This window comes from Haloarcula sp. MBLA0138, from assembly GCF_055632455.1.
Genome location: NZ_JBVMVU010000002.1, coordinates 275,056 through 298,875 on the forward strand (window position 1 = coordinate 275,056; position 23,820 = coordinate 298,875).

Consider the following 23,820-nt stretch of genomic DNA (forward strand, 5'->3'; position numbering starts at 1 on the left):
CCCCGCATTGGGCCCCTCTAAAGGCCGTTTTACCATACTTTCGCACTGGCCAAAGGCTTTTGACTAACTGGTCAGTAAGTTCGCTTACGACCGCTATGAACGACGACCCGACGACCGACATTCTGGAGGCGACCCGCCGGGCGCTCTGCCAGCACGGCTACGCCGACTGCACCGTCGCGGACATCGCCGCCGAGTCCGACCGGAGCGCGGCGACTATCCACTACGACAGCAAGGCGAACCTCTTCGCGGAGTTTCTGGAGTACCTCTGTGACCGCTACGCCGCGCGGCTCGCGGCCGTCGAGGGCGAGTCGCCCCGAGACCGGCTCTTCGCGCTCCTCGACGTGACTCTCGGCGAGGAGTCCGACGCGCCGTCGGCCGAGGAGTTCGGGCTGGCGATGCTGGAGATGACAGCCCGCGCGCCCCACGACAGCGCCGTCCGCGACAGGCTCGCCGCCTTCGACGCGGCGCTGTTCGAGCAGATCCGCGAGGTCGTCGCGGCCGGCGTCGACGCGGGCCAGTTCGACGACCGCGTCGACCCGGCGACTGCGGCCGAGTTCTTCGTGACGGCCGCCGTCGGCGCGCACCTGCGGCCGATTGCCACCGACCGCTCGTCCGCGCTGCTCCACGAGACGGTCACGCGTTACGCCGAGGCCCATCTCGTCGACGGGGCCGCGGAGGTGGCGCACTGATGGGCCTGCGGAGCCGCATCGGCGCGCTGTTCAGGGGTCCCGAGGAGTTCGACCTCACGTCGGGCGACATCGCCACGCCGCTGTTTTTCCTGTCGCTGCCGATCGTCGTCACGAACCTGTTTCAGACGGCCTACAACCTCGCGGACACGTTCTGGCTCGGCCAGTACAGCACGGACGCGCTGGCGGCCATCTCCTTCGCGTTCCCGCTCGTCTTCCTCCTCATCTCGCTGGGGATGGGGCTCTCCGTGGCTGGCAGCGTCCTCGTCGCCCAGTTCACCGGGGCGGACGAGGAACGCGAGGCCGAGTACGCCGCCTCCCAGACGATGACGTTCGCCCTCGCCGCGTCCGTCGCGTTGGGCGTCGTCGGCTACCTCGGCGTCGACTTCTTCCTCGGTCTCGTCGGCGCGTCGGCCGACGTGCTGCCGATGGCGTCGCGGTACATGGAGGTCATCTCGCTCGGCCTCCCGTTCATGTTCGGTTTCTTCGTCTTCGTCGCGCTCATGCGGGGCTACGGCGACACGATTACGCCGATGCTGATAATGTTCGGCTCGGTCGTCCTCAACATCCTCATCGACCCGTTTCTCATCTTCGGGTGGACGGTCGTCGAGAACGCCCCGCTCGTCGGGACGGTCGCGTTCCCCGAACTCGGCATCGAGGGGGCGGCGATAGCGACCGTCTTCTCGCGCGGTCTCGCCCTCGCGGTGGGGCTCGCGGTCATGTTCCGGAGCGACCGTGGCGTCAGGATTCGCCTCCGTGACATGGTCCCGGACCTGTCGTACCTGCGGCGGCTCGTCCGCATCGGTCTGCCGGCCTCCGTCGAGGGGACGGGCCGCGCGCTGTCGATGAACCTCCTGCTCGTCATCGTCGCCCTGTTTCCGGATACGGTCGTGGCGGGCTACGGCATCGGGACGCGCGTGTTCTCGGTCGTCTTCCTGCCGGCCGTCGCTGTCGCTCGCGGGGTCGAGACGATGACCGGGCAGAACGTCGGGGCCGACAAACCGGACCGCGCACGGCGAGCGACCGGGCTGGCGGCGCGGTTCCTCTTCGCCGCGCTGACCGCCGCCGGCGTCCTCGTCTGGGTCGCCGCGGCACCGATAGCCGACCTGTTCACGACGGACCCGGCCGTGGTCGACGTGGCCGCTCAGTTCCTCCGCTACGTCGCGCTGACGTTCGGGTTCATCGGCATCATGCGGGCCTACACCGGGAGTTTCCGCGGCGCGGGCGAGACGCTCACCGCCGCGGCCATCTCGGTGCTGATGCTCGGCGTCGTCCGCTTCCCCATCGCGTGGGTCGCAGCCGGCCCGCTGGGCGAGAGGGGCGTCTGGCTGTCGTTTGCAGTCTCGAACGTCGTCGGTGCAGCCATCGCTTACCTCTGGTACCGGCGGGGCACGTGGCGCGACGGCAGCGTCACGGACGCCGAGGTCGACCTCGGCGAGACCGGCGTCGACCCGGCCGGGGGAAGCGACTGAGCGGCGGTCGGTGTCGCGTCGGCCGGGGCACTCCTGCGAGCCCCCCGCAGTGCCCCTCTCACGCCGAGACGGTGAGCCACAGGTGGACCTCGCGGTAGGCGTTCCGCGTCGTCGGCTCGCTCGGGACGCCGTCGACGTACAGCAGGTAGGCCAGACGGACTCGCTCGCCGGCCAGCGGGAACGTCACCGAGTGGGGGCGCTGCCACGTCTCGCCGGCGGCGAGGGCGGTCGAGAACCGTCGCAGTTCGACGCGCTCCCCGACGGTGACCGGACCGGCCGCGCCCGCGCCGTCGTCGGTCACGCGCCGTCCCGTGGCGTTCGCGCCGGTAACGCGCTGGAGTTGGACGACGACCGTGTAGTCAGTCGCCGCACGCTCGCGGTTCCGCACGCCGACGGTGAGGTTCGCCGACCCGCCGACGGTCGCCGCCTCCGGGTAGTCCCCGGCCACTGCGTCGTCGGAGCCGTCGTCGGTCAGCAGGTACAGTTCGCTGTACCCGTCCGCAGGGGCGACGGCCGCGACGCTGACGCCTGCGACGGCCAGCACGACCGCCGCGACGAGGACGCCGCCGACCACGGCGTCGCCCCGCTCGGGGCCGAACTCGCCGGCGACCGCGCGTCGGAGCGACGCCGGAAGCGACACCGTGAAGCGGGCGTCCGCGGGACGCCGACGGCGGCGAACGACCGCCACTGCCGCCCCGATGGCGGTCACGAGCGTCAGCGCGGTGACGACCGAGAGCGTCCGGACGCCGACGCCCGCGACCGTCAGCCCGATACCGACGGCCGCCGCGACGACGGCGCTGGCGACGACCGAGAACGCGAGCCGTTCGGGACCGGTGATGCCCGCTGGGTCGCCATCGGGACCGTCCCCACCCTCGTCGCCGCTCCGGGCCGGTTCCGGGAACGCCGCGGCGACGACCGCGTAGCCCGGCGCGAACAGGACGAACGCCAGCGCGACGACGGGGCGGACCGGCGTCTCGCGCAGGACCGGCGCGAGAGCCAGCAGGTCCGCCGCCGCCGTCAGCGCCGCGACCGCCGCGAGGTCCGCCGGCGACCGCCGTATCGCCCTGCGTAGCGAGCGCGCGCTCATTCGTTCGCCCGGTGTCGACCGGCGGGCAAATCAGTTCCGCTCCGCGGGAACCGCTGGCCGTAGGAGTCGCCGACTGCCTCGACGACTCCGGCTACTGGACCCCTCGGCGGCCCCAGACCGGACGCTTTAGGGCGGTCCGTCTCCGCGTTCGGGTATGGTCGAGTCGCCCCGCGTCGAGGCGTTGCACGAGTACGTGGAGGTCGTCACGATTCTCGTGGTCGGTGCCGCCGGCTACCTGCCGGGGCTGGGGGCGGCGGGGACGAGCCTCGACGAGCGAATCTACTTCGACATCGCGCGGGAGATGGCCGTCGCCGGCCACTGGCTGATTCCCCACTACACCGGGGACGCGGACATCATCGCGGGGACGGTCTTTCTGGAGAAGCCGCCGCTCGTGTTCTGGCTGCAGGCGGTCAGCGTCGAGGCCCTCGGGGCCACGACGTTCGCCGTCCGCCTGCCCTCGGTGCTGGCGTCGCTGGCCTGCGCCGTGGTCGTCTACCGCGTCGGAACGCGCCTCTATGGCACCCGCACCGGCTTCGCGTCGGCGCTGGTGTTCCTGACGATGCCCGCCGTCTTCTGGTACGGGAACGGGGGCCGGACGGCGACGACGGACATCTTCCTGACGCTGTTTGGCACGCTGTTCGTCTGGTGGGTCTGGCGCTCCCGCACCGACGCCCGCTACCTCGTCTACGCCGGCGTCGCCGGCGGACTGGCCGTGCTGTCGAAGCAGGTCGCGGCCGGCGTCTACCTCCTCGTCGCCCTCCCGGTGCTGGTCACCTTGCCCTCGCGCCACTCCGTCGCCGCCCTCGCCCGGGGCGTCGCCGCGGGGCTGGCGGTCGCGCTCCCGTGGAACCTCTTTGCCTACCTCTCGTACCCCGCGACGTACGTCCACCAGATGCTGACCGAGCAGGTCTTCGGCCGGTTCGGCACCGGCACGGAACCGCTCCACGGCGGCCCGACGGAGACGGTCGGGCCGTTCAACCCCTTCTACGTCCAGCAGTTCCCGGCCTATCTGGGACCGTTCTTCCTCCCGACGCTGTTGGGCGGCGCGCTGGTCCTGTTCGACGCCGCCGACGCCGACGAGCGACGGGCGGCCCGCTTTCTCTGCTGGTGGCTCCTCTTCCCGGTCGCGCTGTTTTCGGTCGCCACCGCCGCGACGTGGATTCACTACGTGATGGCGGCCGTGGTTCCCGCCGCGGTCCTCTCGGGATACGCCGCCGACCGCGCGGTGCGGGTCGCCGGCGACTACCTCCGGGCCCGGACCGGCTACCCCGGCGTCCCGTACCCGGTGTACGCCGGCGGCGGCGTGCTGGTGACGCTGACGGCGTTCCTGCGGTACCTGACCTATTGAGGTCCGGATATCGAACTACCGGAACCACACGAACGAGGATCCGATCTCCGTGTGGTCGAGTGCGTCTTCGTCTTCCAACATTGTGAGCCGTCGGTAGGCTAAATCGTACGAACAGCCGACTTCTTCGGCCACTTTCGACGTTGTCGCGTTTTCGATCCCGTCGACCGCGCGCAAAAACGCCTCCCGAGGATACTGCTCGGTGAACTGCCCTGACTCCTCGTCTCGGTCGGCGGTCACAGCGTTCGATTACGAAGGGGTCGGCTTAAGCGTGCAGAACCCAAGACCATTCAATCTGAATTGAACGGTGAACGTTTAAATACGAAGCTACAACAACTGCTAACAAGATGGCCAGTCCGATTCTGAAGTGGGCCGGCGGCAAACGCCAACTTCTCGACGAGCTATATGACCGCTTTCCATCCTCCTATGCCAGCTTCCACGAGCCGTTCTTCGGAGGAGGGGCGTTGTTTTTCGACCTCGAACCGGAAGACGGAACCATCAACGATACGAATCCACGACTAATCAACTTCTACGAGCAGGTCCGTGACCGACCGGAGGACCTCATAGCGCGACTTCGAACGTTCGACGACCCCGAAGCCGACCCGGACCCGAGTCTGCGTTTCTCCGAAACCAACCGAAAAGAAAAGGACATAAAGAACTACTACTACCAGCAACGAGAGCTATTCAACAACCGACCCTACGGAGACGAATACGACGAACTCGAAGAAGCCGCCCGCCTCTGCTATCTCAATCGAACGTGTTACAACGGGCTCTATCGGGAGAACAGCAGCGGTGGGTTCAACGTCCCTATCGGACGCTACAGCGACCCCGATTGGGTGCGTGCGGCGGAGATTCGGGAGGCGAGCCGGATATTAAATGGCACGGAAATCCACAACGCGGACTTCGAGTGTGTGCGCGATGTGGTGTCAGAGGACGACCTAGTGTACTTCGACCCGCCGTATGAACCGATGAGTACGACGGCTTACTTCACCGACTACGCGGCGGAAGGCTTCGACAAGGACGACCAGAAGCGGCTGTTGGAGTTCGCACGAGAACTCGATGAGATGGGGGTGAACGTAATTCTGAGCAACAGCGGCGTGATGTACGAGATGTACGACGAAGCGGGGTTCCACGTTGAATTGGAGGGTGCTACTCGGGTGATAAATAGCGACGCCGAAAACCGTGACGAGGTTGACGAGATCATCGCTACGAACGTCCCGCCGGAAAAGCGGCGGCAGGTGGGCCAACAGGGACTCGCTGATTTCTAAGCTACGGTAACCGGACGCGGGGAACGTCGTCGCTACACCTCTTTTGTCTCGAAGAACCGTTCGACATCGCCCGGTAGCTCGGTTTCCGCCTGATGGAGGTTGTAGAGGTCGGTTATATCCGTGTAACTCTGCCGAAGGACGTTCGTCAGGGATTTCTCCCATCCCTGCCCGTCCGTAATCCAGACGAAGGCCACGTCGTCGTTCCGCATCCGCTCGGCGACGTGATTATAGGACCGCCGTATCTCCGAGGGTTTGCTGCCGCCGACCTTGTAGGCGTTTGCTTCGACTACGAGTCGAAGGTCGCCTTCCTCGAACAACGCGAAGTCGACGGTTTTCTTCTGCCCCGACTCGTCGTTGTACTCGGTCGTGTACTCGTCGTCCATCTCGACCGAAAACCCGGCCGCGTCGAGCGTAGCGACGATCTCCGCGATCTGCTCGCCGACTAGACCCTCAAAGCACTCTCCCTGTCGGTTCTTTCGGGCGTGGGATTCCATCCCAACGAGCATGCCCCGAAAGTGATCGCGTACATCGGCACTATCCACGACATACTGGAGGCCGGTCTCCTGGAGGATTCCCGCAAGGTCACGGGCGGCTTCGTCGTCTCCGGAATCGATCGCTCGTTGGATGTCGTAGAACTTCCAGACCCCTTCGAGCGCGCTGTACTTGTTCCCCCGTTCCCCCAGAAGTTCGAAGTAGAAATCGATCCACTTGCGCGTATCCTCGGCGGACATCAGGGCGTCGGCCAATCCACTGACGAACTCTTCCTCGGAGACACCCTGTAGATCCAGAATCGCGTCGATCTGCACTTCGTAGTTTGCGATCTCGTCTTCGATACCGTCCCAGTCGATGAACTCCTCGGACGGGATTGCGGACGGGACTATCGTCTCCTGAAACTCTTCGACGAACTCGTCTGTAGGGGGACGCCGTTGACGAATCGGCACAGTGACAACACAAGAACGGAACGGAAAGGTTACCAGTACATACTACTTGAACGGCGCGAAGTAAACGAGCGGTTTCACCGCCGCCGACCTACTCCGCCCGAAGCTGCCCGTCGGCCAGCGTGTACCGGTCGTCGAAGCGTTCGGCCAGCCGCGGGTCGTGACTCACGACGACGAGCGCCGTCTCGAACGTCTCGCGGACCGCGAACAGCGTCTCCATGACGGCGTCGGTCGTCGCCGGGTCGAGTTGGCCGGTCGGCTCGTCGGCGAGGACGACGCTGGGTCGGTTCGCCAGCGCGCGGGCGACGGCGACTCGCTGGCGCTCCCCGCCAGACAGCGTCGGTGGCCGCCGGTCGGCGAGAGCGGCGATGTCGAGACGCTCGAACAGCGTGTCGAGCCACGCCTCGTCCACGTCGGCGGCGTGTTCCTGCGGGACGCGCGCGTTCTCGTAGGCGGTGAGGTCGTCGATGAGTCGGAACCCCTGAAAGACGAAGCCGAGGTGGTCCCGGCGGAGGGCGGCCCGCTCGCGTTCGGGGAGGCCGGTGGCGTCGGTGCCGCCGACTGCGACCGTCCCGGCGTCCGGGGTCGCGAGCAGGCCCAGCACCTCGAACAGCGTCGACTTTCCGGCCCCGCTCGCGCCCCGGACCAGCGTGCGGGCGTCGGCGGTGACCGACACCGAGAGACCGTCGAGGACGGTCCTGTCGCCGCGGGACAGCGTCACGCCGCGGGCGCTGAGAACCGCCGGCTCGCCCGACGGCGCGCTCATCGGCCCGCCTCCAGCGCCGTCTCCTCGCAGTCGCCGGATGCCCAGCGCAGGACTATCGGCGCGTCGGCACCGCCCGCGTACACCACGTCGCCGGTCATCACCCACTCCGTGTAGGCCGGGCGTGATATGCGGAGCGGTTCCGCGACGGCCGGCGCGCCGACCGTCGTCCACGACCGCCGCGCCAGCGTGGGACACTCCGGTGGCGGCCCGTCGTCGCGGAGCCACGCGATTGTCGCGGCGTCGGTGACCGACACAGTCCGGTAGTTGTCGGCGACGAGCGCGAGGTGGTCGTCCGTGGTCCACCCGCCTTCGACGCGCTCGGCGGCGAAGGTCGCGGCGTCGAACTCGTCGCGCTCGGTGACCGGCTCGAAGGGGTAGGCTGCCGGGCCCGCGAACGGCAGCGGCGCGGAGACGAGGACGGCGACGACGGCGAGGGCCGCCGCGGCCCGGCCGAGCGCCGGCCGGCGGTGGACCAGCCGAGCGAGCGCGACGGCCGCGGCGACGACCAGCCCGAGGTGGAGGAAGGTCCCGGCGCGGACGAACAGGTCCAGATAGACCGGCGTCCGCCCGGCGGTCAGCGCGAACCCCAGCGCCGCCAGCGGGCCGAGCGCGGCCGCGAACAGCCCGAGACCGCGCGCCGAGGCCAGCCGCGGCAAGCCGGTCGCCGCGAGTACGAGGGGAACGAGAAGCGGCGCGGTGAGGGCCACGAGCAGCGGCGACGTGGTCGCCGTCCCGGGGAAGACCGGGACGACGGCGTTGACGCCGACGACGGCCAGTACGACGCCGAAGGCCGCCAGCGGGACGGTCCGCTGTGCGGTCGCGGACGCGGTGTCGAGCCAGCGCGCGAGCGCGACGACCAGCACGAGCCACGCGAGAAACAGGCCCAGCGACGCGGTGACGGCCCCGGCTTTCGGCAGGTCGACGGCGGCGTAGTAGCCCGCGGTCAGCGCCCAGTAGCCACACACGCCGGCGACCCCGTAGGCGGCCCGGCGGGTCGAGAGCCGCCGCGTGACCCCCAGCGCGACCAGCGTCGTCCCGACGAGGCCGGCGACGAAGGCGCTCAGGTTGTGGGTGACCGGCATGAGCACGCAGAGGGCGACCGACGCGGCGAGCCAGCGCCGCCGACCCGTCCGGAGCGCCCGGTCCAGCGCGAGGACGAGACAGGCGAGGACGGCCAGCCCGAGCACCTCGCCGTTGACCGACATCGTCCGGAACAGGTAGGGGCCGTCGAGCGCGAGCGCCAGCCCCCCGAACGCGGCCGCGCCACGCCGGTAGGGCCGCGGTAGCTCGGCCGTCAGCGACAGCGCGTAGCTCACCGCGACGAGGGCGGGGACGACCGACAGGACGGCCACGAGCGGCTGGGCGATGTACAGCGGCTCGACGCCCGCGACCGCGCTGACCACCGAGAGCAGCGTCGTGAACAGGTACTGGTCGGGCGCGGGGGCGGCCGACCCGGTGAGCGCGACGGCGTCGGCCGCGAGGACGCGTTCGGCGCTGCTGGCGAAGACGAACCCGTCGGTGTTGAACGGGAGCGGCGAGACCGCCAGCGACGACAGGCGGGCCGCGATGCCGACCGCGACGACGGCGGCGACGAGCAGCCACTCCGAGCGGCGCGGGCTCACGACTCCCCCCCGAACAGCCGCGTCGGCTCCGCGGCGGTGTAGCGCCACGCGACGACGCCGGCGCTGGCAAGCGAGAGCGCCAGCGCGCCGACCGCCAGCGGCGCGACCACTGCGAGCGGGACGCTGGGCGTCACGCGGACGCCGAAGACGGTCAGCGCCCCGACCCACGAGAGCGCCCCGAGGGCGAGGCCGGCGAGGACGACGCTCCCGACGACGGCCGGGACGCTGATTCGGAGGGCGTCGCCGACCACCAGCCGGGCGACCCGCCCCGGGCCCGCGCCGACGGCCCGGTGGACGCCGATGTCCCGGCGGCGGGCCTGCACGGCGTCGGCGAAGGCCGCGACCGTGCTTCCGACGGTCATCAGCGTGCCCAGCCCCACCAGCGTCGCCAGCACGAGCCAGACGTTGCCGAAGGCCCGCGACACCAGCCCGCCGGTGCCCCCGCCGGCGGTCCGGCCGCTGGACGCGACCGCGCTCGCCAGCCGCTCGTCGCCGGTCACGCGGTACCGCCCGACGGCCTCGGCCCCGCCGGCGCTGGCCCGGACCGTGTACGCTCCCGGCGGTCGGCGGGCGAGCGGCCGCGCGAGCGTCCGGTCGGCCCCCGGCGGGAGCCCGAGCGTCTGCGAGCTATCGACGCCCGGGCCGTCCAGCCGGACGGTCGGCGAAAGCGCCCTCGACCACGGGTTCACGACCCGGAGTCGGGCCGTCGGTGCGGTGAAGATGCCGGTCCGGTTGGGCGTCACGAGCCGCAGGGCCGGCCGGCGTGTCGCGCCCGCGACGACCCGAAGCGAGCGGGTCGCGGTCCGGTCGCCGGCCGCGACGCGGAGCGTGTACGCGCCGGGCGCTGTCGGCAGTTGCACCCGCGCCTCGCCGTCGCCGTCGGTGCGGGTCGTCCGGTTTCCGACCGCGACGGTCGCGTTCGGCACGCGCCCGCCGGCCACGGTCCCGACGCCGACCCGGAGCGTCGCGTTCGGCGGGCCGCGCTCGGGCAGCGGCGCGAGCGCGAGCGTCTCCGGCGCGAGGACACGCACCGGCCGCGAGAGGCCGTCGACGCGCGCCTCGGTCGTCCCCGCCTCGGTCGCGTCGAACCGGAGTTCGACCGTCCGGCGCTCGCCGGGACCGAGGGCGACCCGCGCCGTTTTCCGCTGGTCGCCGAACCGCCCGCTGACCGTCCGGGTCGCCCGCTCGGAGCCGACGTTCCGAAGCCGGACCGAGACGGGGACCGACTCGCCGCGGGCGACCTGTCGCGGCGCGTCCACTCCCAGCGCGACGACGCGCCCGCCCGCGTCGGTCCCGGGGCGCTCGTCGAAGCGGACGACGTTGGCGCTCTCCTCGGGTACGCCCTCCAGATGGCGAGCCAGCGGCAGGGACAGGAGGAGGTGGTCGTCGCTCGCGCCCCGGGCCGCGAACGTCCCCACCACCTCGACGGTGCCGACCGCCGGCGTCGTGCTGCCCCCGACAGCCATCTCGTCCCCCGGTTCGAGCCCGAGCGTCCGCGCCAGCCCTCGGCCGACGACGGCCTCGTCGGTGGCGTTCGGCGCTCTGCCGGCGACCAGTCGGGCGTCGGTCACGGCGCGGTACGCCTCGAAGTCGACGCCGCGGGCCGGCACCGGCTCGCCGTCGCGGACGAGAAAGAGCAGGATTTCGGGGCTGGCGGCCGCGCCCGAGCGCCGGAGTTGGTCGGCGTAGGCGACCGGGACGTGGCTGTCGACGGGGTGGACGGCGTCCGGGGCGACGACCATCCCGCCGTCCCCGCCGGTCGCGCCGACGGTCCCGACGATACCGCCGACCGCGGCGACGACGAGGACGAACGCGACGAAGACGGTGAGCGTCACCGTCGTCGGCACGGCCGCGCCGGCCGGGAGGAAGGTCGGCCCGCCGGGCCAGCGGCCGGCGGACGCGTCGGCCGTCGGGTCGTCCAGCGGCGCGTCGCGGGTGGCCGACCGGGCCGCGAGCGCCCCGGCGACCGTTCCAACGGCGACGAGCGCGAGGCAGACGGCCCCGACCAGCGCCGCCGTCCGGCCGGTCAGGTCGAGCGGGAGCGCGACCGGGAGGCCCGCCGTCACGGCGGCGGTAGCGGCCGCGTTCGGCACGACGACGCCGACTCCGTAGCCGATGGCGACGCCGGCCAGCGTCAGCAGGCCCGCGCGGGCGGCGACCAACCACCGGACCCGCCGCGCCGGCGCACCCGTGGCGCGCAACACCGCCAGCGTCGAGCGCCGGTCCCGGACCGTCATCCGCGTGACGCTGAAGACGACGACGCCGACGAGGGCTGCCACGCCGAGACAGACGACGCCGAGGACGGCCAGTAGCTGGCGCGTCCCGACGACGAAGAAGGCCAGTGCGCCGGTCAGGGGCGCACCAGTCGAGGGGGTCGCGGTCGCCGTCTCGCGGAACACCAGCCCGCGGTCGGCACCCAGCGCCGCGGCGGTCGCGGCGTCGGTGACCAGCCACGCGTCCGGGAACGGCGCGTCGCCGGACCGGTCGACTGCCGGCCGGGTCAGCGTGGTCCGCTCGCCGGCGAGTGTGACCGAGCCACTCGCGTCGGACCCCGCGACGCCGTCCGGGACGCCGATGCTGTACGCGCCGCCCCGCGGGACGCCGACGACCGTCCGGTGCTGGCCGTCGACGGTCGCGTCCGCGAGCGGGAACACCGTCCCGCCGTCCGTGGCCGCGTCCGGCGTCTGGGTGACCGTCACCGCCACCTCGCTCCCGTGTTCGCCGGCCATCGCGGTCGTCTGCGCGGAGACGCCCAACAGGACGACGACCGCCCCGACGAGGAAGGCGGCCGTCACCGCGACGACGAGGACCGCGAGGCGGTCCCGGGCGGACCACCGCGTCAGGAGCGCGCTCCGGTAGCTCATGGCTCTCCCGCGCGTTGCCGCGGCCGGCCGGTAGGCATTGGAGCGTTTTAGGACGACCGAAATGTAAAACGGTACGGGTTCGGGACGCCGGCTCGCGCCGCTGGCCGCCCGTACGGGCCTGCGGTCACTCAGCCGTCGGTCGCCGTCGACCGGCGCTCTCGAAGGTAGCCCGCCGTCCGCGACCACTTCAACAGGCAGGCGAGCAGGTACCAGAGGGGCAGTTCGGCGGGCGACCCGGAACCGCCGGCGACCGAGTCGCGGAAGTTCCGCGGATGGACCGGTAGGTAGTTGCGCGGGTCCCGGAGCGGGCGCACGTCGAGGCGGTCACCGTGGCGAGACCGTATCTCTTCGCGGCCGCGGCCGATGCGGACGTTCTGGGCGACCAGTTCCCGGACCGTCGACCGGGCGGGGTGATACAGCGTCACGTCGGGTTCGTAGACGAGTTCGTAGCCGGCCTCGTGGACGCGGCGGCCGAACTCCAAGTCGCCGTTCGAGCGCAGGCACGGGTCGAAAGGGCCCACGTCGTCGAACACCCGCCGGCGGGTGACGACACAGCAGGTCGGGGCGAAGCGGTGTTCCCGGACGTACGTCTCGACGGGGAAGCCGGTCGCGCGCCGGTAGCGGGCGACGGAGCCGCCGTCGGCGACGAGTTCGACGTGACACCCCATGTAGTCGCGCTCGCGCTCGGTCATCGCCCGGGTAATCGACGCCACGTAGTCATCCTCGACCCACATGTCGGCGTCGACGAAGGCGATGACGTCGCCCTCGGCGGCCTCGATGCCGGCGTTGCGCGCGGCGTAGGAGGACTGTATCTCGTCCTCGGCGACGCGGCGGACGCGCTCGCGGGCCGCGAGGTCGCGCGCCACCGCCGCTGTCTCGTCGGTCGAGCCGTTGTCCGCGACGACGACCTCGTAGTCGGTCGCGGTCTGGTCGACCAGCGAGTCGACGGTGGTCTGTAGCCCCTCCGGGTCGTTGTACACCGGGACGACGACGCTCGTCTGCACGCTCTCCGTATGAGTCGAGATGCGCTCGGTTTAAGCACGTCGCTTCCCCGACAGCGCCGCGCAGTCAGGCCGGTCGATGCCGACGGACGGCACGGCCCTCGCCGACGGCGGCGCGCGGGAATATAAAGACACTTTAGGCACCCCAAAAAACACCAGTCCATGTCCGAAAACGGGTGCGACGAGGCAGACGGGCCCCGACAGACGGAGCGTCGGCACGATACGGGTCGTGGACGGCGAGCGTTCATCAAGGCGACCGGCGCGACCGCCGGGATGCTGGCGTTCGCGGGCTGTGGCAGCATCGGTGGCAGCAGCGACGGCGGCAGCGGCGACGGCGACTCGACAGCCACCCCCGGCGACGCCGGGACGCGAACGCCCCAGAGCCCGAAGACCTACTCCGAGGACGAACTGTTCAACATCGAGGAGTGGCGCGGTTCCGGGCCGCTGATTCAGGACCGCCCCTCGGAGTACACCGGTATCTCGATGCTCGACCTCCCCGACCTCCGGGGTGACCTGACGGTGTATCTCGGCGGCGGCGAGGGCGGCCTCTACGCCAACCTGATGCAGCGGATACAAAACACGTATCAGGACTTCACCGTATACATCCGTCGTGCGCCGTCCTCACAGCACGCGAACACCATCATCGAGGAGACGGCCGCCGGCCAGAGCCCGGCGGACATCTTCTGGGCCATCGACGCGGGCTCTATCGGCATCGTCGCGGAGAACGACGCGACCCTGCCCCTCCCCGAGCGCGTCGTCTCCGAGGTCCCCGACACGTTCCACCCGACCGACCAGTGGGTCGGCATCATGGGCCGGGCCCGGAGCATCCCGTTCAACACGAACGAGTTCGCGGCCGAGGACATCCCGAACGACATAATGGCTTTCGCCGAGGACAGCCGCTTCGAGAACGCGATGGGCTGGGCCCCGACCTACGGGGCGTTCCAGTCGTTCGTGACCTCCATGCGGCTGCTCAACGGGGAGGAAGCGACCCGGGAGTGGCTCAACGGCATGCAGGAGCAGGGCATCGGCACCTACGACAACGAGTTCGTCGTCGCCAACACCGTCGCCAGCGGCGAACTCAGCGCCGGGTTCTCGAACCACTACTACTCGCGGCTGGTCCGCGAGGAGCGGCCCGACGCGCCCCTCGAACTCGCCTTCACGCAGGGCGACGCCGGGGCGCTCATCAACTGCTCGGGGACCGAAATCATCCGTGGCACCGAGAACCGCGAGGTGGCTGCCGACTTCATCCACCACCTGCTCAGCATCGAGGCACAGGAGTTCCTCTCGACGCGGGGCTACGAGTACCCGCTCCAGCCCAGCGTCCCGCCCATCGGGGACCTCCCGACGATAGACGAACTGAACCCGCCGGACCTCAACCTTGCCCGGCTATCGGACCTCGAACCGACCCTGCAGCTCATGCGCGACACCGGCGTCCTGTAACATGTCAGTGGTAGACCGGCTCGAATCGCTCCGGCGGGACGACGCGGACAGCCGGTCGACCGGACTGACGCTGCTGAGCGGCGCGATAGCCGCCGCGGTACTCTCGCCGCTGGTGTGGATTCTCCTGCGCGTGTTGCAGGTCGACATCGGCTACGCCCGCTCGATTCTCCTGCGGCCGACGACGGCCGAGATCCTCCTGACGAGCCTCCTGCTCGTCGCCGCGGTCACCGGGGCGTCGGTCCTGCTCGGCGTCCCGCTGGCCTTTCTCACCGTGCGGACGGACCTCCCCTTTCGTCGCTTTTGGACCATCGCCGTCGCCCTCCCGCTGGTCATCCCGAGCTATCTGGGCGCGTTCACGTTCATCTCGGCGTTCGGCCCGAGCGGCCAGCTCGCGGCCCTGCTCGCACCGCTTGGCATCGAGTCGATACCGCCGATATACGGCTTCTGGGGGACGCTGTTGATACTCACGCTGTACACCTTCCCCTACGTCTTTCTCACGACGCGGGCGTCGCTGCTGTCGTTCGACCAACGGCTCGTCGAGGCCGCACAGACCCTCGGCGTCTCGCGGTGGGCGGCCTTCCGGCGCGTGACCCTCCCGCAGTTGCTCCCGGGCATCGCCTCGGGCGCGCTGCTGGTCGCGCTGTACGCCCTCTCGGACTTCGGGACGCCCTCGCTCATGCGACTGGACGTGTTCACGCGGGTCATCTACGTCGAGTACAACGCCTTCGGCCGCGAGACCGCCGCCCTGCTCTCCCTGCAGTTGCTCGCCATCACCGCAGTCATCCTCGCTATCCAGTCTCGCGTCGGCGACGGGAGTCAGGGCGCGTACGTCGGCGCGAGCGCCGACAGACAGGGCGGCGACGAACTGCCGCTCGGCGTCTGGAAAGTCCCGGCGCTGGCCTTTTGCGGGGCCGTCGTCACCCTGTGTCTGGTCGTCCCGCTTGGCGTCCTGCTCACGTGGTTCCTCCGGGGCTCAACCGAGGCCGCGCGGACCGGCTTCACGTTCCAGTGGGACTACGCGACCAACGCCGTCGTCGCCTCGGGGGGCGCGGCCGTGGTCTGCGGGGCGCTCGCGGTGCCGGTCGCGTACCTCGCCGCGCGCCGCCGCTCGGCGCTCTCGGAGCTGTTCGACCGGGTGACTTACGTCGGCTACGCGATGCCGGGCATCGTCCTCGCGCTGGCGCTGGTCTTCTTCGCGGTCTCCTACGAGTCCGCGGCCGAGGGGCTGGCCGCGACGGTCTCGGCGGCGGCGTACCTCCCCACGCTCTACCAGACGCTGCCCCTGCTGGTGTTCGCGTACGTGGTCCGCTTCCTGCCCCAAGCGGTCGGCGCGACGCGGTCGTCGGTCAGGCGCGTCGACCGGAACCTCACCGAGGCGGCCCGCCTGCTCGGGCGTTCGCCGCTGGGAGCGTTCCGGCAGGTGACGCTACCGCTCATCGCCCCCGGCGTGTTGGCCGGCGCGGCGCTGGTGTTCCTGACGACGATGAAGGAACTGCCGGCGACGCTGCTGTTGCACCCCACCGGCTTCGAGACGCTGGTCACCTACCTCTGGAACATCCGCGAGTCGGGGAACTACGGTGCGGCCGCCGTCCCGGCGCTCGTGCTGATAGTCGTCTCGGGGCTGTCGATGGTCGTGATACTCTCACAGGAGGACTGACACGTGACACAGGAGACATCAACGGAACGGACGGCGGCGTCGACGACGGAACCGACTGCGGCGGACACGTCCCGGCAGTCGGGCGTGCTCGAACTGCAGGGCGTCGGGAAGACCTACGGGAGCGAGCGCGCCGTCGAGGACCTCGCGCTCTCGGTCGGCGACGGCGAGATAGTGGCGCTGCTCGGGCCCAGTGGCTGTGGCAAGACCACGACGCTGCGGATGATAGGCGGCCTCGAACGCCCCGACGAGGGGCGTATCGCGCTCGGTGACCGGACGGTCGCCGACGCCGCCGAGGGGGCCGTCGTCCCGCCCGAACGGCGCGGCATCGGACTCGTCTTTCAGGACTTCGCGCTCTTCCCGCACCTGAGCGCGGCCGAGAACGTCGCCTTCGGCATCGCCGACCTCGACGAGGCGGAGCGCCAGCGCCGGGTCGAGAAACTGCTCGAACTCGTCTCCCTGTCGGACCACGCCGACCACTACCCGGACGAACTCTCGGGCGGCCAGAAACAGCGTATCGCGCTCGCGCGCTCGCTCGCGCCCGAACCCGACGTGTTGCTGCTCGACGAACCCCTGTCGAACCTCGACGTGCGGCTTCGGGTGTCGATGCGCGAGGAGATCAAAGGCATCATCGAGGAGACCGGCGTCACGGCCATCTGGGTCACGCACGACCAGGAGGAGGCGCTGTCGGTCGCCGACCGCGTCGGCGTGATGAGCGACGGGCGACTCCGACAGATCGGACGCCCCGAGGACATCTTCGAGCGCCCCGAATCGCGCTTCGTCGCCTCCTTCCTCGGGCAGGCCGGCTTCCTCTCGGGGACCGTCGAGGGCGGCGCGGTCCGGACCGACATCGGCCCGATAGACGTGGACCGAATCGTCGGCCTCGACGCCGCCCGGCAGACGCCGGTCGACGTGCTCGTCCGCCCCGACGACCTCCGGGCGACGCCGACCAGCGAGGCCGACGCCCACGGCCGCATCACCCGCCGGCAGTATCAGGGGCCGTCGTTCGTCTACCGCGTCGAGACCGCAAGCGGCGACACGGTCCGCTGTCTCCAGAACCACACGGAGGTGTTCGACGTGGGCCAGCCGGTCAGCGTCGACCTCGTGGCCGACCACCCGCTGCCGTGGTACGAGACGCCGTAGCTCAGTCGCCGACGACCCGCTCGGTGAGCGGCATCTCGAGGACCGTCACCAGCCGGTACAGCTCCTCGGCGGCGTCTATCTCGCCGGCGCGGTGCCGGCGATACGTCTCCCGGACGGCGTCCCAGTCGACGCCCGGGAGCCGCCGGCCGAGACGCTCGTTGGCGTCGAGTGCCTCGCCGACGAAGTCGGTCGCCCTGACGACCTCGTCTTTGTCCTGCCACGGCCCGTCGGTTCGGAACGATGCCGTCCCGAGCTTGTCGGTCTGGTTCAGCACGCGGTTGGCGACGGCCTGTGCCGCCTTCGGGTAGGTGAGCGGCAGCTTCGTCGAGGCGTGGGGGATGGCCGAGAGCGAGCCGTCGAGCCGGTCGATGGCCCGGTGGAGCGGGTCGTGGCGTAGCCGGTGGGACAGCGGCATCGAGAGGTGTAGGTCCACCAGCCGGCGGTCGAGAAACGGGTTCCGCGTCGGTCGAATCTGGAGCGCGCTGTAGAGGTCGAAGCCGACGCCGTTCGTTATCGGGAACAGCGACGTGTTCAGGCTCAGTTGCTCGACCGACTCGTAGTCGACGCCGTGGAACCGCACGCGGCCGTCCCGAACGCTGAGGCGGTCGTTCAACAGGTCCGCAAGCGGCGTCGCGTCGACGAAGGGCGGCCGGCGGACCGGCCCCGCGTTCGCCTCCCTGTCGACGAACGCCGTCGCGCTCTCGGGCGGGCGCTCGAAGGGGAGCCAGAACGTGACGCCCCGGGGGAGCGAGAGCGTCGCCTGCGGGACGCTCCACGAGCCAAAGAGGTCGTCGCTGTACAGCCCCGTCAGCAGGGTGTCGGCCTCGGCGCGTATCTCCTCGGCGAACCCGAGGGCGTGGCCGGTGTGGAACGGGCCGATGAACTCCATGACGGGCGCGGCGCGGTCGAGGAGTTCGGCGTGGTAGTCGGGGCCGCGGTCGAGCAGGCGAAACGACGCGCCGGCGGCGTCGGCCGACCGCTTCGCCACGCGGGCCTCGCGGTTCCAGCCGTCACCGAGGTGAAACGCCGACAGCGGCTCGTCGGCGGCGGCCAACACCGCCCGGGAGTCGCTGCCGCCGCTGAGCAACAGGCCGTGGTCGCGGTCGTCGCTCGTCCGGTCGGCGACCGCCCGCTCGAAGCGCTCGGCGAGTTCGCGGGTGAAATACGACAGCGGCCGGTCCTCGGGCCGGTACCGGGGCTCCCAGTACCGTCGGCGGTCGACCGCGCCGGTGTCGAGGTCGTAGGTCAGCACCGTCGCGGGCGCGAGCTGTTCGATGCCGGCTATCGGCGTCTTCGTGCCGTAGGTGCGCCGACAGCGGAGATACTGGGCGAGGTAGTCCGCGTCAAAACGCGGCTCGAATCCCGGGACCACCGGAACCGTCTGGACGTTCGTCGAGAACGCGAAGGCGTCGCCGGCGGTGGCGTAGTACAGCGGCCGCGCGCCGAGCCGGTCGACGAAAAAGGAGGCGGTGCCGGCCGCGGGGTCGTAGAGGCAACCGACGAACTCGCCGTCCAGCCGGGGGACGAAATCGTCGCCGTGGGCCGCGTACTGGCGGGCACAGACCCGCGCTGACTCGTTGGGGTCGACCGTGGTCCGGTCGCCGGCGTCGTCGGTGACGCTGTAGACCTCACCCCACGTCCAGACGAGCGTCCCGTCGTCGGTCTCGACGGGCTGGTCGGCGGCCGTCTCTTCGTGGAACGTGGCCGCGACGGCGACGCCGCTGTCGCGGTAGTCGGTCCCGGCTTCGCCGCCGCCGACCGCCGAGACGGTCTCGACCGCGCAGCTACCCGCGCCGTCGCCGAAGACCCCGGATAGGCCGACCATCTCAGTCGTCGTTGCGGAGCCGGGGCTGGGACTCCGAGAGCCGCCGCGCGCCGTCGCGCTCGGCCACGAACTCCTCGACGGAGAACCGCTGGAAGGTGTCCGCCCGCGAGGCGTCGTACACCTCCCGCCCGGCCAGCTGGTTGACGATGGTCGCGTTGCGGTGTGGCCCCAGTCCGAGGTCCGGCGCGTTGATGCCGTGGGTGTGTAGCTCGGCGTTCTGGACGAATATCTCGCCGGTCGACAGCGTCGTCTCCAGCCGGAAGTCCTCGGTTATCGCCAGCCGCCCCTTCCGGTCGCGCCGGATGTCGTCGGCCAGCGGCTGCAGGAAGGGCGGGTCGGTCCGGGCGTAGCCCGTCGCCAGCACGACCACCTCGCTGTCGTGGACGAACCGCTCGTTCTCCTGTCGCTGCTCGCAGATGAGCTGGTGGCCCTCGCCCGCCTGTGCCGGCCCGATGTCGGTGACCTCGGTCGCGGCGAGCATCCCCACGTCGGGCTCGTTGTCCCCGACCGAGCGCTTGTACAGCGCGTCGTAGATGCGGGCGCTCGTCCGCTTGTCGATGCCCTTGTAGAGGCTGTCCTGCTCGGCGAGTAAGTCGTCTTTCGTGGGCTGGTCGAGGTCGTAGAAGTACTCGGTGTAGTCCGGCGTGTACACCATGTGGCCGAGTTTCGCGTCGGCCATCTGGAAGAAGCCGGGCGAGCGGGTTATCCAGTCGAGGCTGTAGTCGTGGTCGCCCTGTCGCTCGATCAGGTCCCGGACCACCTCGGCCGCGCTCTGGCCGGAGCCGACGACCGTCACGGAGTCGGCGTCGAGACACCGGTCGCGGTTGTGCAGGTACGACGCCGAGTGAAACACGTCGCCGCCGACGCTGTCGGCGAACTGCTCGGGGACGTGTCGCTGGGTCCCGATGCCCATCACCACGTCCTCGGCGGCGTAGGTCGTTTGCGCGCCGCTCGTCGGGTCGACCGTCTCGACGACGAACAGACCGTCCTCCCGGCGAACGTCGGTGACGCGGCTGTCGAAGGCAAGCGATGGGACCCGGTCGGCCACCCACTGGCAGTAGTCGTTGTACTCCCGCCGGGGGATGAAAAACTCCTCGTAGAAGTAGAACTCGTAGAGCCGGTCGGTCGCTTCGAGGTAGTTGAGGTAACTGTAGGGGTTGGTCGGGTCCGCCATCGTCACCAGGTCCGCGAGGAACGGGACCTCCATGGTCGTCTCCTCGATGAGCATCCCCTCGTGCCAGTCGAAGGACGGCTCCTTCTCGAGGAAAGCCACGTCGAGGTCGACGGGCGCGTCGTCCAGCAGCGCCGCCAGCCCGAGGTTGAAGGGGCCGACGCCGATACCGACGAGGTCGTAGACGCGGTCGGTCACGCGTCCCCTCCCTCGAAGGAGGCCCGCTCACAGACCATCAGCTGGCCGGTCTTGTTCGGTAGTTCGACCTCGTGGCGGCGCTCGAAGCCGCTCTGCTCGAAGACGCGGATGGCCCGCTCGTTCCGGGCGTCGGGTTCGGTGACGACGCGCTCGGTCTCGTCGTGGCGGAACTGGAAGTCGACCATCGCCCGCACCAGCGACGCCGCGTACCCCTGTCCGAGGTACTCCCGCGGACCGATGAGCAGGTGGATGCCTTGGTCGGCCGGGTCGGCGTCGTAGTAGCCCCCGATGCGGTCCTCGATGGCCCAGTACGACTCCCAGTAGCTCATCGGCACGTGGTCGAGATAGCCGATGTAGAGCGTCTGGTTCTCGTCTTCGGCCCGCTCGTGGATGGTGTCCCGAACCTGTGGCAGCGGGTCGTCCTGCTCCCAGTAGGGGAGCACGTGGTCGCTGTTCAGCCACGTGTGGAGGCGACCGAGGTCGCGTTCGAGGTCGACCTCCCGGAAGCCGACCTCCCGGTCGATGGCCGCCGCCGTCGTCCGGTAGCTGTAGTTCGCACCGACGAGTTCCCGCGGCCCGGTCATCGCTGTACCGACCGCCTCGCCAGCGCGTGGATTCCCTGATTGCCCGCGTCCGTAGTTTCTAGCGGTCCCATAACGGTACCCTCGTTGCACCCATCTTTTTAGGCTACCCTCAAAATACTTCCGTCTTTTAGGGACACCTGAAACCCGTCGTGACGGGAGCCTGACACCCGTAGGCGGCGTCTCGGCGAGCGACGGAGGTGGCAGTAACTGCCCCCTACCCACCGATGTCCGTCACCGTCCCGTCGGCGACGACGGTGCCGAAGTCGAGGCGCACGTCCGCCCCCTCCTGTAGCGGGTCGGTCCGGAACCGGAGGCCGGTCTCAGTCCGCCGCACGCGGAGTTCGACGGTGAGATACAGGTCCTCGTTTCGGGGGTGCTCGCGCTCGTAGATGTTGCCGTCGTCGCTGGTCAGCACGACCGTCGCTGGTTCGGTGCGGACCTCGGTGACCCGCGCTATCGCCGTCCCGTCGCGGCGCTCGACCATCCCTGCCTCGATACCGTCGGCTATCTCCGGCTCGGCGTCCGCGACCCTGACGGTCGCGGTCCGGGTCGTGGGTGTCCCGGGGAGCGAGTCGTCGCCCCACCGCTGTACTGACCCGGCGAGGGCGTACTGGTCGGTGCTGAACCGAACCGTTCGGCCGACCAACACCCGCGTGTCGCCGAAGTAGGTGTCGCCGCCGTAGCTGACCGTTCGCAGGGAGAGCCCGACCATCGCCGTCCGGTTGCCCTCACTTCCCGGGGCGACGACGGTCTCGGTGACGTTCGCCACCGTCCGGTTGTCGAACCGGTACCGGTCGCCCGGTTCCACGAGGGCGGCCGTCGCCGGCGGGACGCTTGCTTCGACGAGCACCGGCAGCGTCCCGGTCTGTAACCGCGACCTCGTCTCGCTCACGGCCATCACCTCCCCGTCGACCTCGTAGGCGGCGGTCTCGACCGCGACGCGCTCGCCCCGGCGTACCGGCTCGCCGTCGAACCGGAACACCGGGTCGGCCCCGTCAGTGGCGGCGAGCGTCCCGTTGATTCGAACGCGGACGACGACCGAGACGTTGCCGGGGTCGGCCGGACCGACGTAGGTGTCGGTGACCGTCACGTCGCCCGGGGCAGCCTCGGCGTCGGCGGTGTCGCCCGCCGAGATGCGGTCCGCGACCGCCGGCGACTGCGCCCCGAGGTCGACGGTCGCGTAGCGGGTCGCCGGCTCCCCGGCGTCGCCGGCGAAGGGGCCGGCGGCGACGAGTCCGGCACCCACGGCTCCCAACACGACGAGGGCGACGAGGGCGTCGTAGACGTTCACGCGCCCGAACAGGCGACCGCTCTCGTCGATACCCCTCACGCAGTCCCCTCCCGCCGGAGTGTCGTATCCATCTCGCTTCTCAGTCCCGCGATTGCCCGCCCCTTCTGTACCGACCCTCAAAGACCTTCACATTTCACGCCGACGGCGCGCCGACTGACGGGCACCGCGTCGTGGGGTGACCGCGACGCCGCCGAGCGGCCGTCCAGTCCCGCGGTGAGGCGTCACCGAGACAGCGCGCGCTCGTAGAGGTCGACGAACTGGGGAACGACGGTCTCGGCCCGGTACTCTCCGACCTTCCGCGTTGCCGCCGCCGACAGGTCCGCCAGCGCGCCGTCGGCCGTCAGGTCCAGAATCTCCGCGACGAAGCCGTCGACGCTCCCGTCGGTGACGACGCCGCCGTCACCGACGATGGCCGCGACGCTGCCCACGTCGCTTGCGACCACCGGCGTCCCCGTCGCGAGCGCTTCGAGGAACACCCGACCGAACGGTTCGTCCCACCGGCCCGGGTAGAGAAACAGGTCGTGGGCGGCGAACACGCCCGGGAGGTCGTCGTTGGGGAGCCAGCCGGTGAACGTGACGGCATCGCGGACGCCCGCGGCTTCGGCCTGTCGTTCGAGCGCGCTTCGCTGTCCGCCGTCGCCGACGACGGTCAGCCGGAAGTCGGCCTCGCCGCGTCGGTTCAGTTCGGCGAGGACGGTCGGCAGGCGGTCGACGCCCTTGTGCTCGTCCAGCGAGCCGACGTACAGCAGGTCGTAGGGTGGTTCGAAGTCGCTCTCGTGGGGCCTGCGGAACCGCTCGTCCAGTACGTTGGGAATCACCGACAGCCGCTCGGCCGGGAAGCCGAAGTCGGCGTAGGTCGACTCGATGTGGGGCGACAGCGCGTGGTAGGCGTCGATTCGGTCGGCTACCCGCTCCCCGTCCCGGACCAGTTTCAGGTAGCCGAGCCGGCTGGCCGAGCGGTAGAGCGCGCCGTCCTCGTCGTGGCCCCCGCTCGTCGCCAGCGCACACGCCGTACACTTGGCGAGGCCGTTGCTCGTACAGGGCTCGCGGTCCATGTACCGGAGGTCGTTTTTCGGGCAGACGCCGCCGTAGGCGTTCAGCGTCACCACCGTCGCGGCGCTGGTCGCGGCTGCTATCTCCCCCAGCGCCGGGATGGTGTTCATCACGTAGCTGTGGACCACGTCGTAGTCGTCGAACTCGGCGACCCGGTCGCCCAGCGCGTCGACGAGTTGGAGCGCCGAGTGGTAGGGATACCCCGACAGGTCCAGCGGGCGAAGCGACAGCGGGGCGTCGGCACACGCCCCCTCCGGGGGACGCTCCCAGCAGTACACCGTTACGTCGTGGCCCCGTTCGGCCAACTCGAAGACGATGCGGGAGGCGCTGTGGGCCGCGCCGGTCCCCTCGGCGCTCGGGTAGCTCGGGTGGACGAAGCCAAGTCTCACGCCGCCGGCACCTCCGGGGTCGG

19 protein-coding genes are annotated in these 23,820 nt (G+C 70.3%); 7 read left to right on the forward strand and 12 right to left on the reverse strand.

The annotated features are described in order from the left end of the window. The first annotated feature begins 95 nt into the window (after nt 1-95). On the forward strand, nt 96-689 hold the full coding sequence (locus tag ACV7JO_RS16860; RefSeq protein ID WP_470355827.1) for a TetR/AcrR family transcriptional regulator: 594 nt from the start codon (nt 96-98) through the stop codon (nt 687-689). Beyond that, complete coding sequence (locus ACV7JO_RS16865; protein WP_470355828.1) at nt 689-2,158, forward strand: MATE family efflux transporter; 1,470 nt, start codon at nt 689-691, stop codon at nt 2,156-2,158. The genes ACV7JO_RS16860 and ACV7JO_RS16865 overlap by 1 nt, the downstream gene beginning before the upstream one ends. Nucleotides 2,159-2,216: 58 nt before the next feature. Here ACV7JO_RS16865 and ACV7JO_RS16870 read toward each other — a convergent pair whose 3' ends face one another. After that, nucleotides 2,217-3,245, reverse strand: coding sequence for a DUF1616 domain-containing protein (locus ACV7JO_RS16870; RefSeq protein WP_470355829.1), 1,029 nt, complete (start codon nt 3,243-3,245; stop codon nt 2,217-2,219). Nucleotides 3,246-3,399: 154 nt separating this feature from the next. Here ACV7JO_RS16870 and ACV7JO_RS16875 point away from each other — a divergent pair, with 154 nt between their 5' ends. Beyond that, a complete protein-coding gene (locus tag ACV7JO_RS16875) occupies nt 3,400-4,593 on the forward strand; it encodes an ArnT family glycosyltransferase (RefSeq protein WP_470355830.1) in 1,194 nt (397 codons plus the stop codon). A 15-nt stretch (nt 4,594-4,608) separates the two neighbouring features. On the opposite strand, the gene ACV7JO_RS16880 is transcribed toward ACV7JO_RS16875, so the two are convergent. After that, nucleotides 4,609-4,830 carry a transcriptional regulator gene (locus ACV7JO_RS16880; RefSeq protein WP_470355831.1) on the reverse strand — a complete coding sequence of 74 codons (222 nt, stop codon included), beginning with the start codon at nt 4,828-4,830 and terminating at the stop codon, nt 4,609-4,611. Between the two features lie 107 nt (nt 4,831-4,937). Here ACV7JO_RS16880 and ACV7JO_RS16885 point away from each other — a divergent pair, with 107 nt between their 5' ends. Continuing rightward, nucleotides 4,938-5,858, forward strand: a complete 921-nt coding sequence (locus ACV7JO_RS16885; RefSeq protein ID WP_470355832.1) for a DNA adenine methylase — start codon at nt 4,938-4,940, stop codon at nt 5,856-5,858. A 32-nt stretch (nt 5,859-5,890) separates the two neighbouring features. Here the strand turns inward: ACV7JO_RS16885 and ACV7JO_RS16890 are convergent, their stop codons facing one another. From ACV7JO_RS16890 to ACV7JO_RS16910, 5 genes are all read right to left on the reverse strand, one after another. Beyond that, a complete protein-coding gene (locus tag ACV7JO_RS16890) occupies nt 5,891-6,799 on the reverse strand; it encodes a DpnII family type II restriction endonuclease (RefSeq protein ID WP_470355833.1) in 909 nt (302 codons plus the stop codon). A gap of 88 nt (nt 6,800-6,887) precedes the next feature. After that, complete coding sequence (locus tag ACV7JO_RS16895) at nt 6,888-7,562, reverse strand: ABC transporter ATP-binding protein (protein WP_470355834.1); 675 nt, start codon at nt 7,560-7,562, stop codon at nt 6,888-6,890. Beyond that, complete coding sequence (locus ACV7JO_RS16900) at nt 7,559-9,184, reverse strand: sodium/phosphate symporter (RefSeq protein ID WP_470355835.1); 1,626 nt, start codon at nt 9,182-9,184, stop codon at nt 7,559-7,561. Before ACV7JO_RS16900 ends, ACV7JO_RS16895 begins: the two co-directional genes overlap by 4 nt. Next, nucleotides 9,181-12,048 carry an FtsX-like permease family protein gene (locus tag ACV7JO_RS16905; RefSeq protein WP_470355836.1) on the reverse strand — a complete coding sequence of 956 codons (2,868 nt, stop codon included), beginning with the start codon at nt 12,046-12,048 and terminating at the stop codon, nt 9,181-9,183. Before ACV7JO_RS16905 ends, ACV7JO_RS16900 begins: the two co-directional genes overlap by 4 nt. 128 nt (nt 12,049-12,176) lie before the next feature. Then, nucleotides 12,177-13,052, reverse strand: a complete 876-nt coding sequence (locus ACV7JO_RS16910) for a glycosyltransferase family 2 protein (protein WP_470355837.1) — start codon at nt 13,050-13,052, stop codon at nt 12,177-12,179. 159 nt (nt 13,053-13,211) lie between these two features. Here ACV7JO_RS16910 and ACV7JO_RS16915 point away from each other — a divergent pair, with 159 nt between their 5' ends. From ACV7JO_RS16915 to ACV7JO_RS16925, 3 genes are read left to right on the forward strand one after another with little or no spacing between them, the layout of a single operon-like run. Then, on the forward strand, nt 13,212-14,489 hold the full coding sequence (locus ACV7JO_RS16915; protein ID WP_470355838.1) for an extracellular solute-binding protein: 1,278 nt from the start codon (nt 13,212-13,214) through the stop codon (nt 14,487-14,489). 1 nt (nt 14,490) lies between these two features. Beyond that, on the forward strand, nt 14,491-16,146 hold the full coding sequence (locus ACV7JO_RS16920; RefSeq protein WP_470355839.1) for an ABC transporter permease: 1,656 nt from the start codon (nt 14,491-14,493) through the stop codon (nt 16,144-16,146). Nucleotides 16,147-16,149: 3 nt separating this feature from the next. Next, the gene (locus ACV7JO_RS16925) at nt 16,150-17,286 is read left to right on the forward strand and encodes an ABC transporter ATP-binding protein (RefSeq protein ID WP_470355840.1); all 1,137 of its coding nucleotides are present in this window, start codon (nt 16,150-16,152) and stop codon (nt 17,284-17,286) included. Between the two features lies 1 nt (nt 17,287). On the opposite strand, the gene ACV7JO_RS16930 is transcribed toward ACV7JO_RS16925, so the two are convergent. The 5 genes from ACV7JO_RS16930 to ACV7JO_RS16950 form a co-directional block, all read right to left on the reverse strand. Next, nucleotides 17,288-19,111, reverse strand: a complete 1,824-nt coding sequence (locus ACV7JO_RS16930; RefSeq protein WP_470355841.1) for an asparagine synthase-related protein — start codon at nt 19,109-19,111, stop codon at nt 17,288-17,290. 1 nt (nt 19,112) lies between these two features. Next, complete coding sequence (locus tag ACV7JO_RS16935) at nt 19,113-20,480, reverse strand: lysine N(6)-hydroxylase/L-ornithine N(5)-oxygenase family protein (protein ID WP_470355842.1); 1,368 nt, start codon at nt 20,478-20,480, stop codon at nt 19,113-19,115. After that, entirely contained in the window at nt 20,477-21,064 is a 588-nt protein-coding gene (locus tag ACV7JO_RS16940; protein WP_470355843.1) for a GNAT family N-acetyltransferase, read from the reverse strand. The genes ACV7JO_RS16935 and ACV7JO_RS16940 overlap by 4 nt, the downstream gene beginning before the upstream one ends. Before the next feature lie 214 nt (nt 21,065-21,278). After that, nucleotides 21,279-22,394: a DUF4330 domain-containing protein gene (locus ACV7JO_RS16945; protein WP_470355844.1), complete on the reverse strand. Its 1,116-nt coding sequence runs from the start codon at nt 22,392-22,394 to the stop codon at nt 21,279-21,281. A 182-nt stretch (nt 22,395-22,576) separates the two neighbouring features. Continuing rightward, nucleotides 22,577-23,797, reverse strand: coding sequence for a glycosyltransferase family 4 protein (locus ACV7JO_RS16950; RefSeq protein WP_470355845.1), 1,221 nt, complete (start codon nt 23,795-23,797; stop codon nt 22,577-22,579). Nucleotides 23,798-23,820: the final 23 nt, after the last annotated feature.

Coding starts and splice junctions, on each gene's coding strand:
- ACV7JO_RS16860 (WP_470355827.1), top strand. CDS start 96: ATGAACGACGACCCGACGACCGACATTCTGGAGGCGACCCGCCGGGCG.
- ACV7JO_RS16875 (WP_470355830.1), top strand. CDS start 3,400: ATGGTCGAGTCGCCCCGCGTCGAGGCGTTGCACGAGTACGTGGAGGTC.
- ACV7JO_RS16895 (WP_470355834.1), bottom strand. CDS start 7,562: ATGAGCGCGCCGTCGGGCGAGCCGGCGGTTCTCAGCGCCCGCGGCGTG.
- ACV7JO_RS16920 (WP_470355839.1), top strand. CDS start 14,491: ATGTCAGTGGTAGACCGGCTCGAATCGCTCCGGCGGGACGACGCGGAC.
- ACV7JO_RS16905 (WP_470355836.1), bottom strand. CDS start 12,048: ATGAGCTACCGGAGCGCGCTCCTGACGCGGTGGTCCGCCCGGGACCGC.
- ACV7JO_RS16865 (WP_470355828.1), top strand. CDS start 689: ATGGGCCTGCGGAGCCGCATCGGCGCGCTGTTCAGGGGTCCCGAGGAG.
- ACV7JO_RS16915 (WP_470355838.1), top strand. CDS start 13,212: ATGTCCGAAAACGGGTGCGACGAGGCAGACGGGCCCCGACAGACGGAG.
- ACV7JO_RS16930 (WP_470355841.1), bottom strand. CDS start 19,111: ATGGTCGGCCTATCCGGGGTCTTCGGCGACGGCGCGGGTAGCTGCGCG.
- ACV7JO_RS16940 (WP_470355843.1), bottom strand. CDS start 21,064: ATGACCGGGCCGCGGGAACTCGTCGGTGCGAACTACAGCTACCGGACG.
- ACV7JO_RS16870 (WP_470355829.1), bottom strand. CDS start 3,245: ATGAGCGCGCGCTCGCTACGCAGGGCGATACGGCGGTCGCCGGCGGAC.
- ACV7JO_RS16885 (WP_470355832.1), top strand. CDS start 4,938: ATGGCCAGTCCGATTCTGAAGTGGGCCGGCGGCAAACGCCAACTTCTC.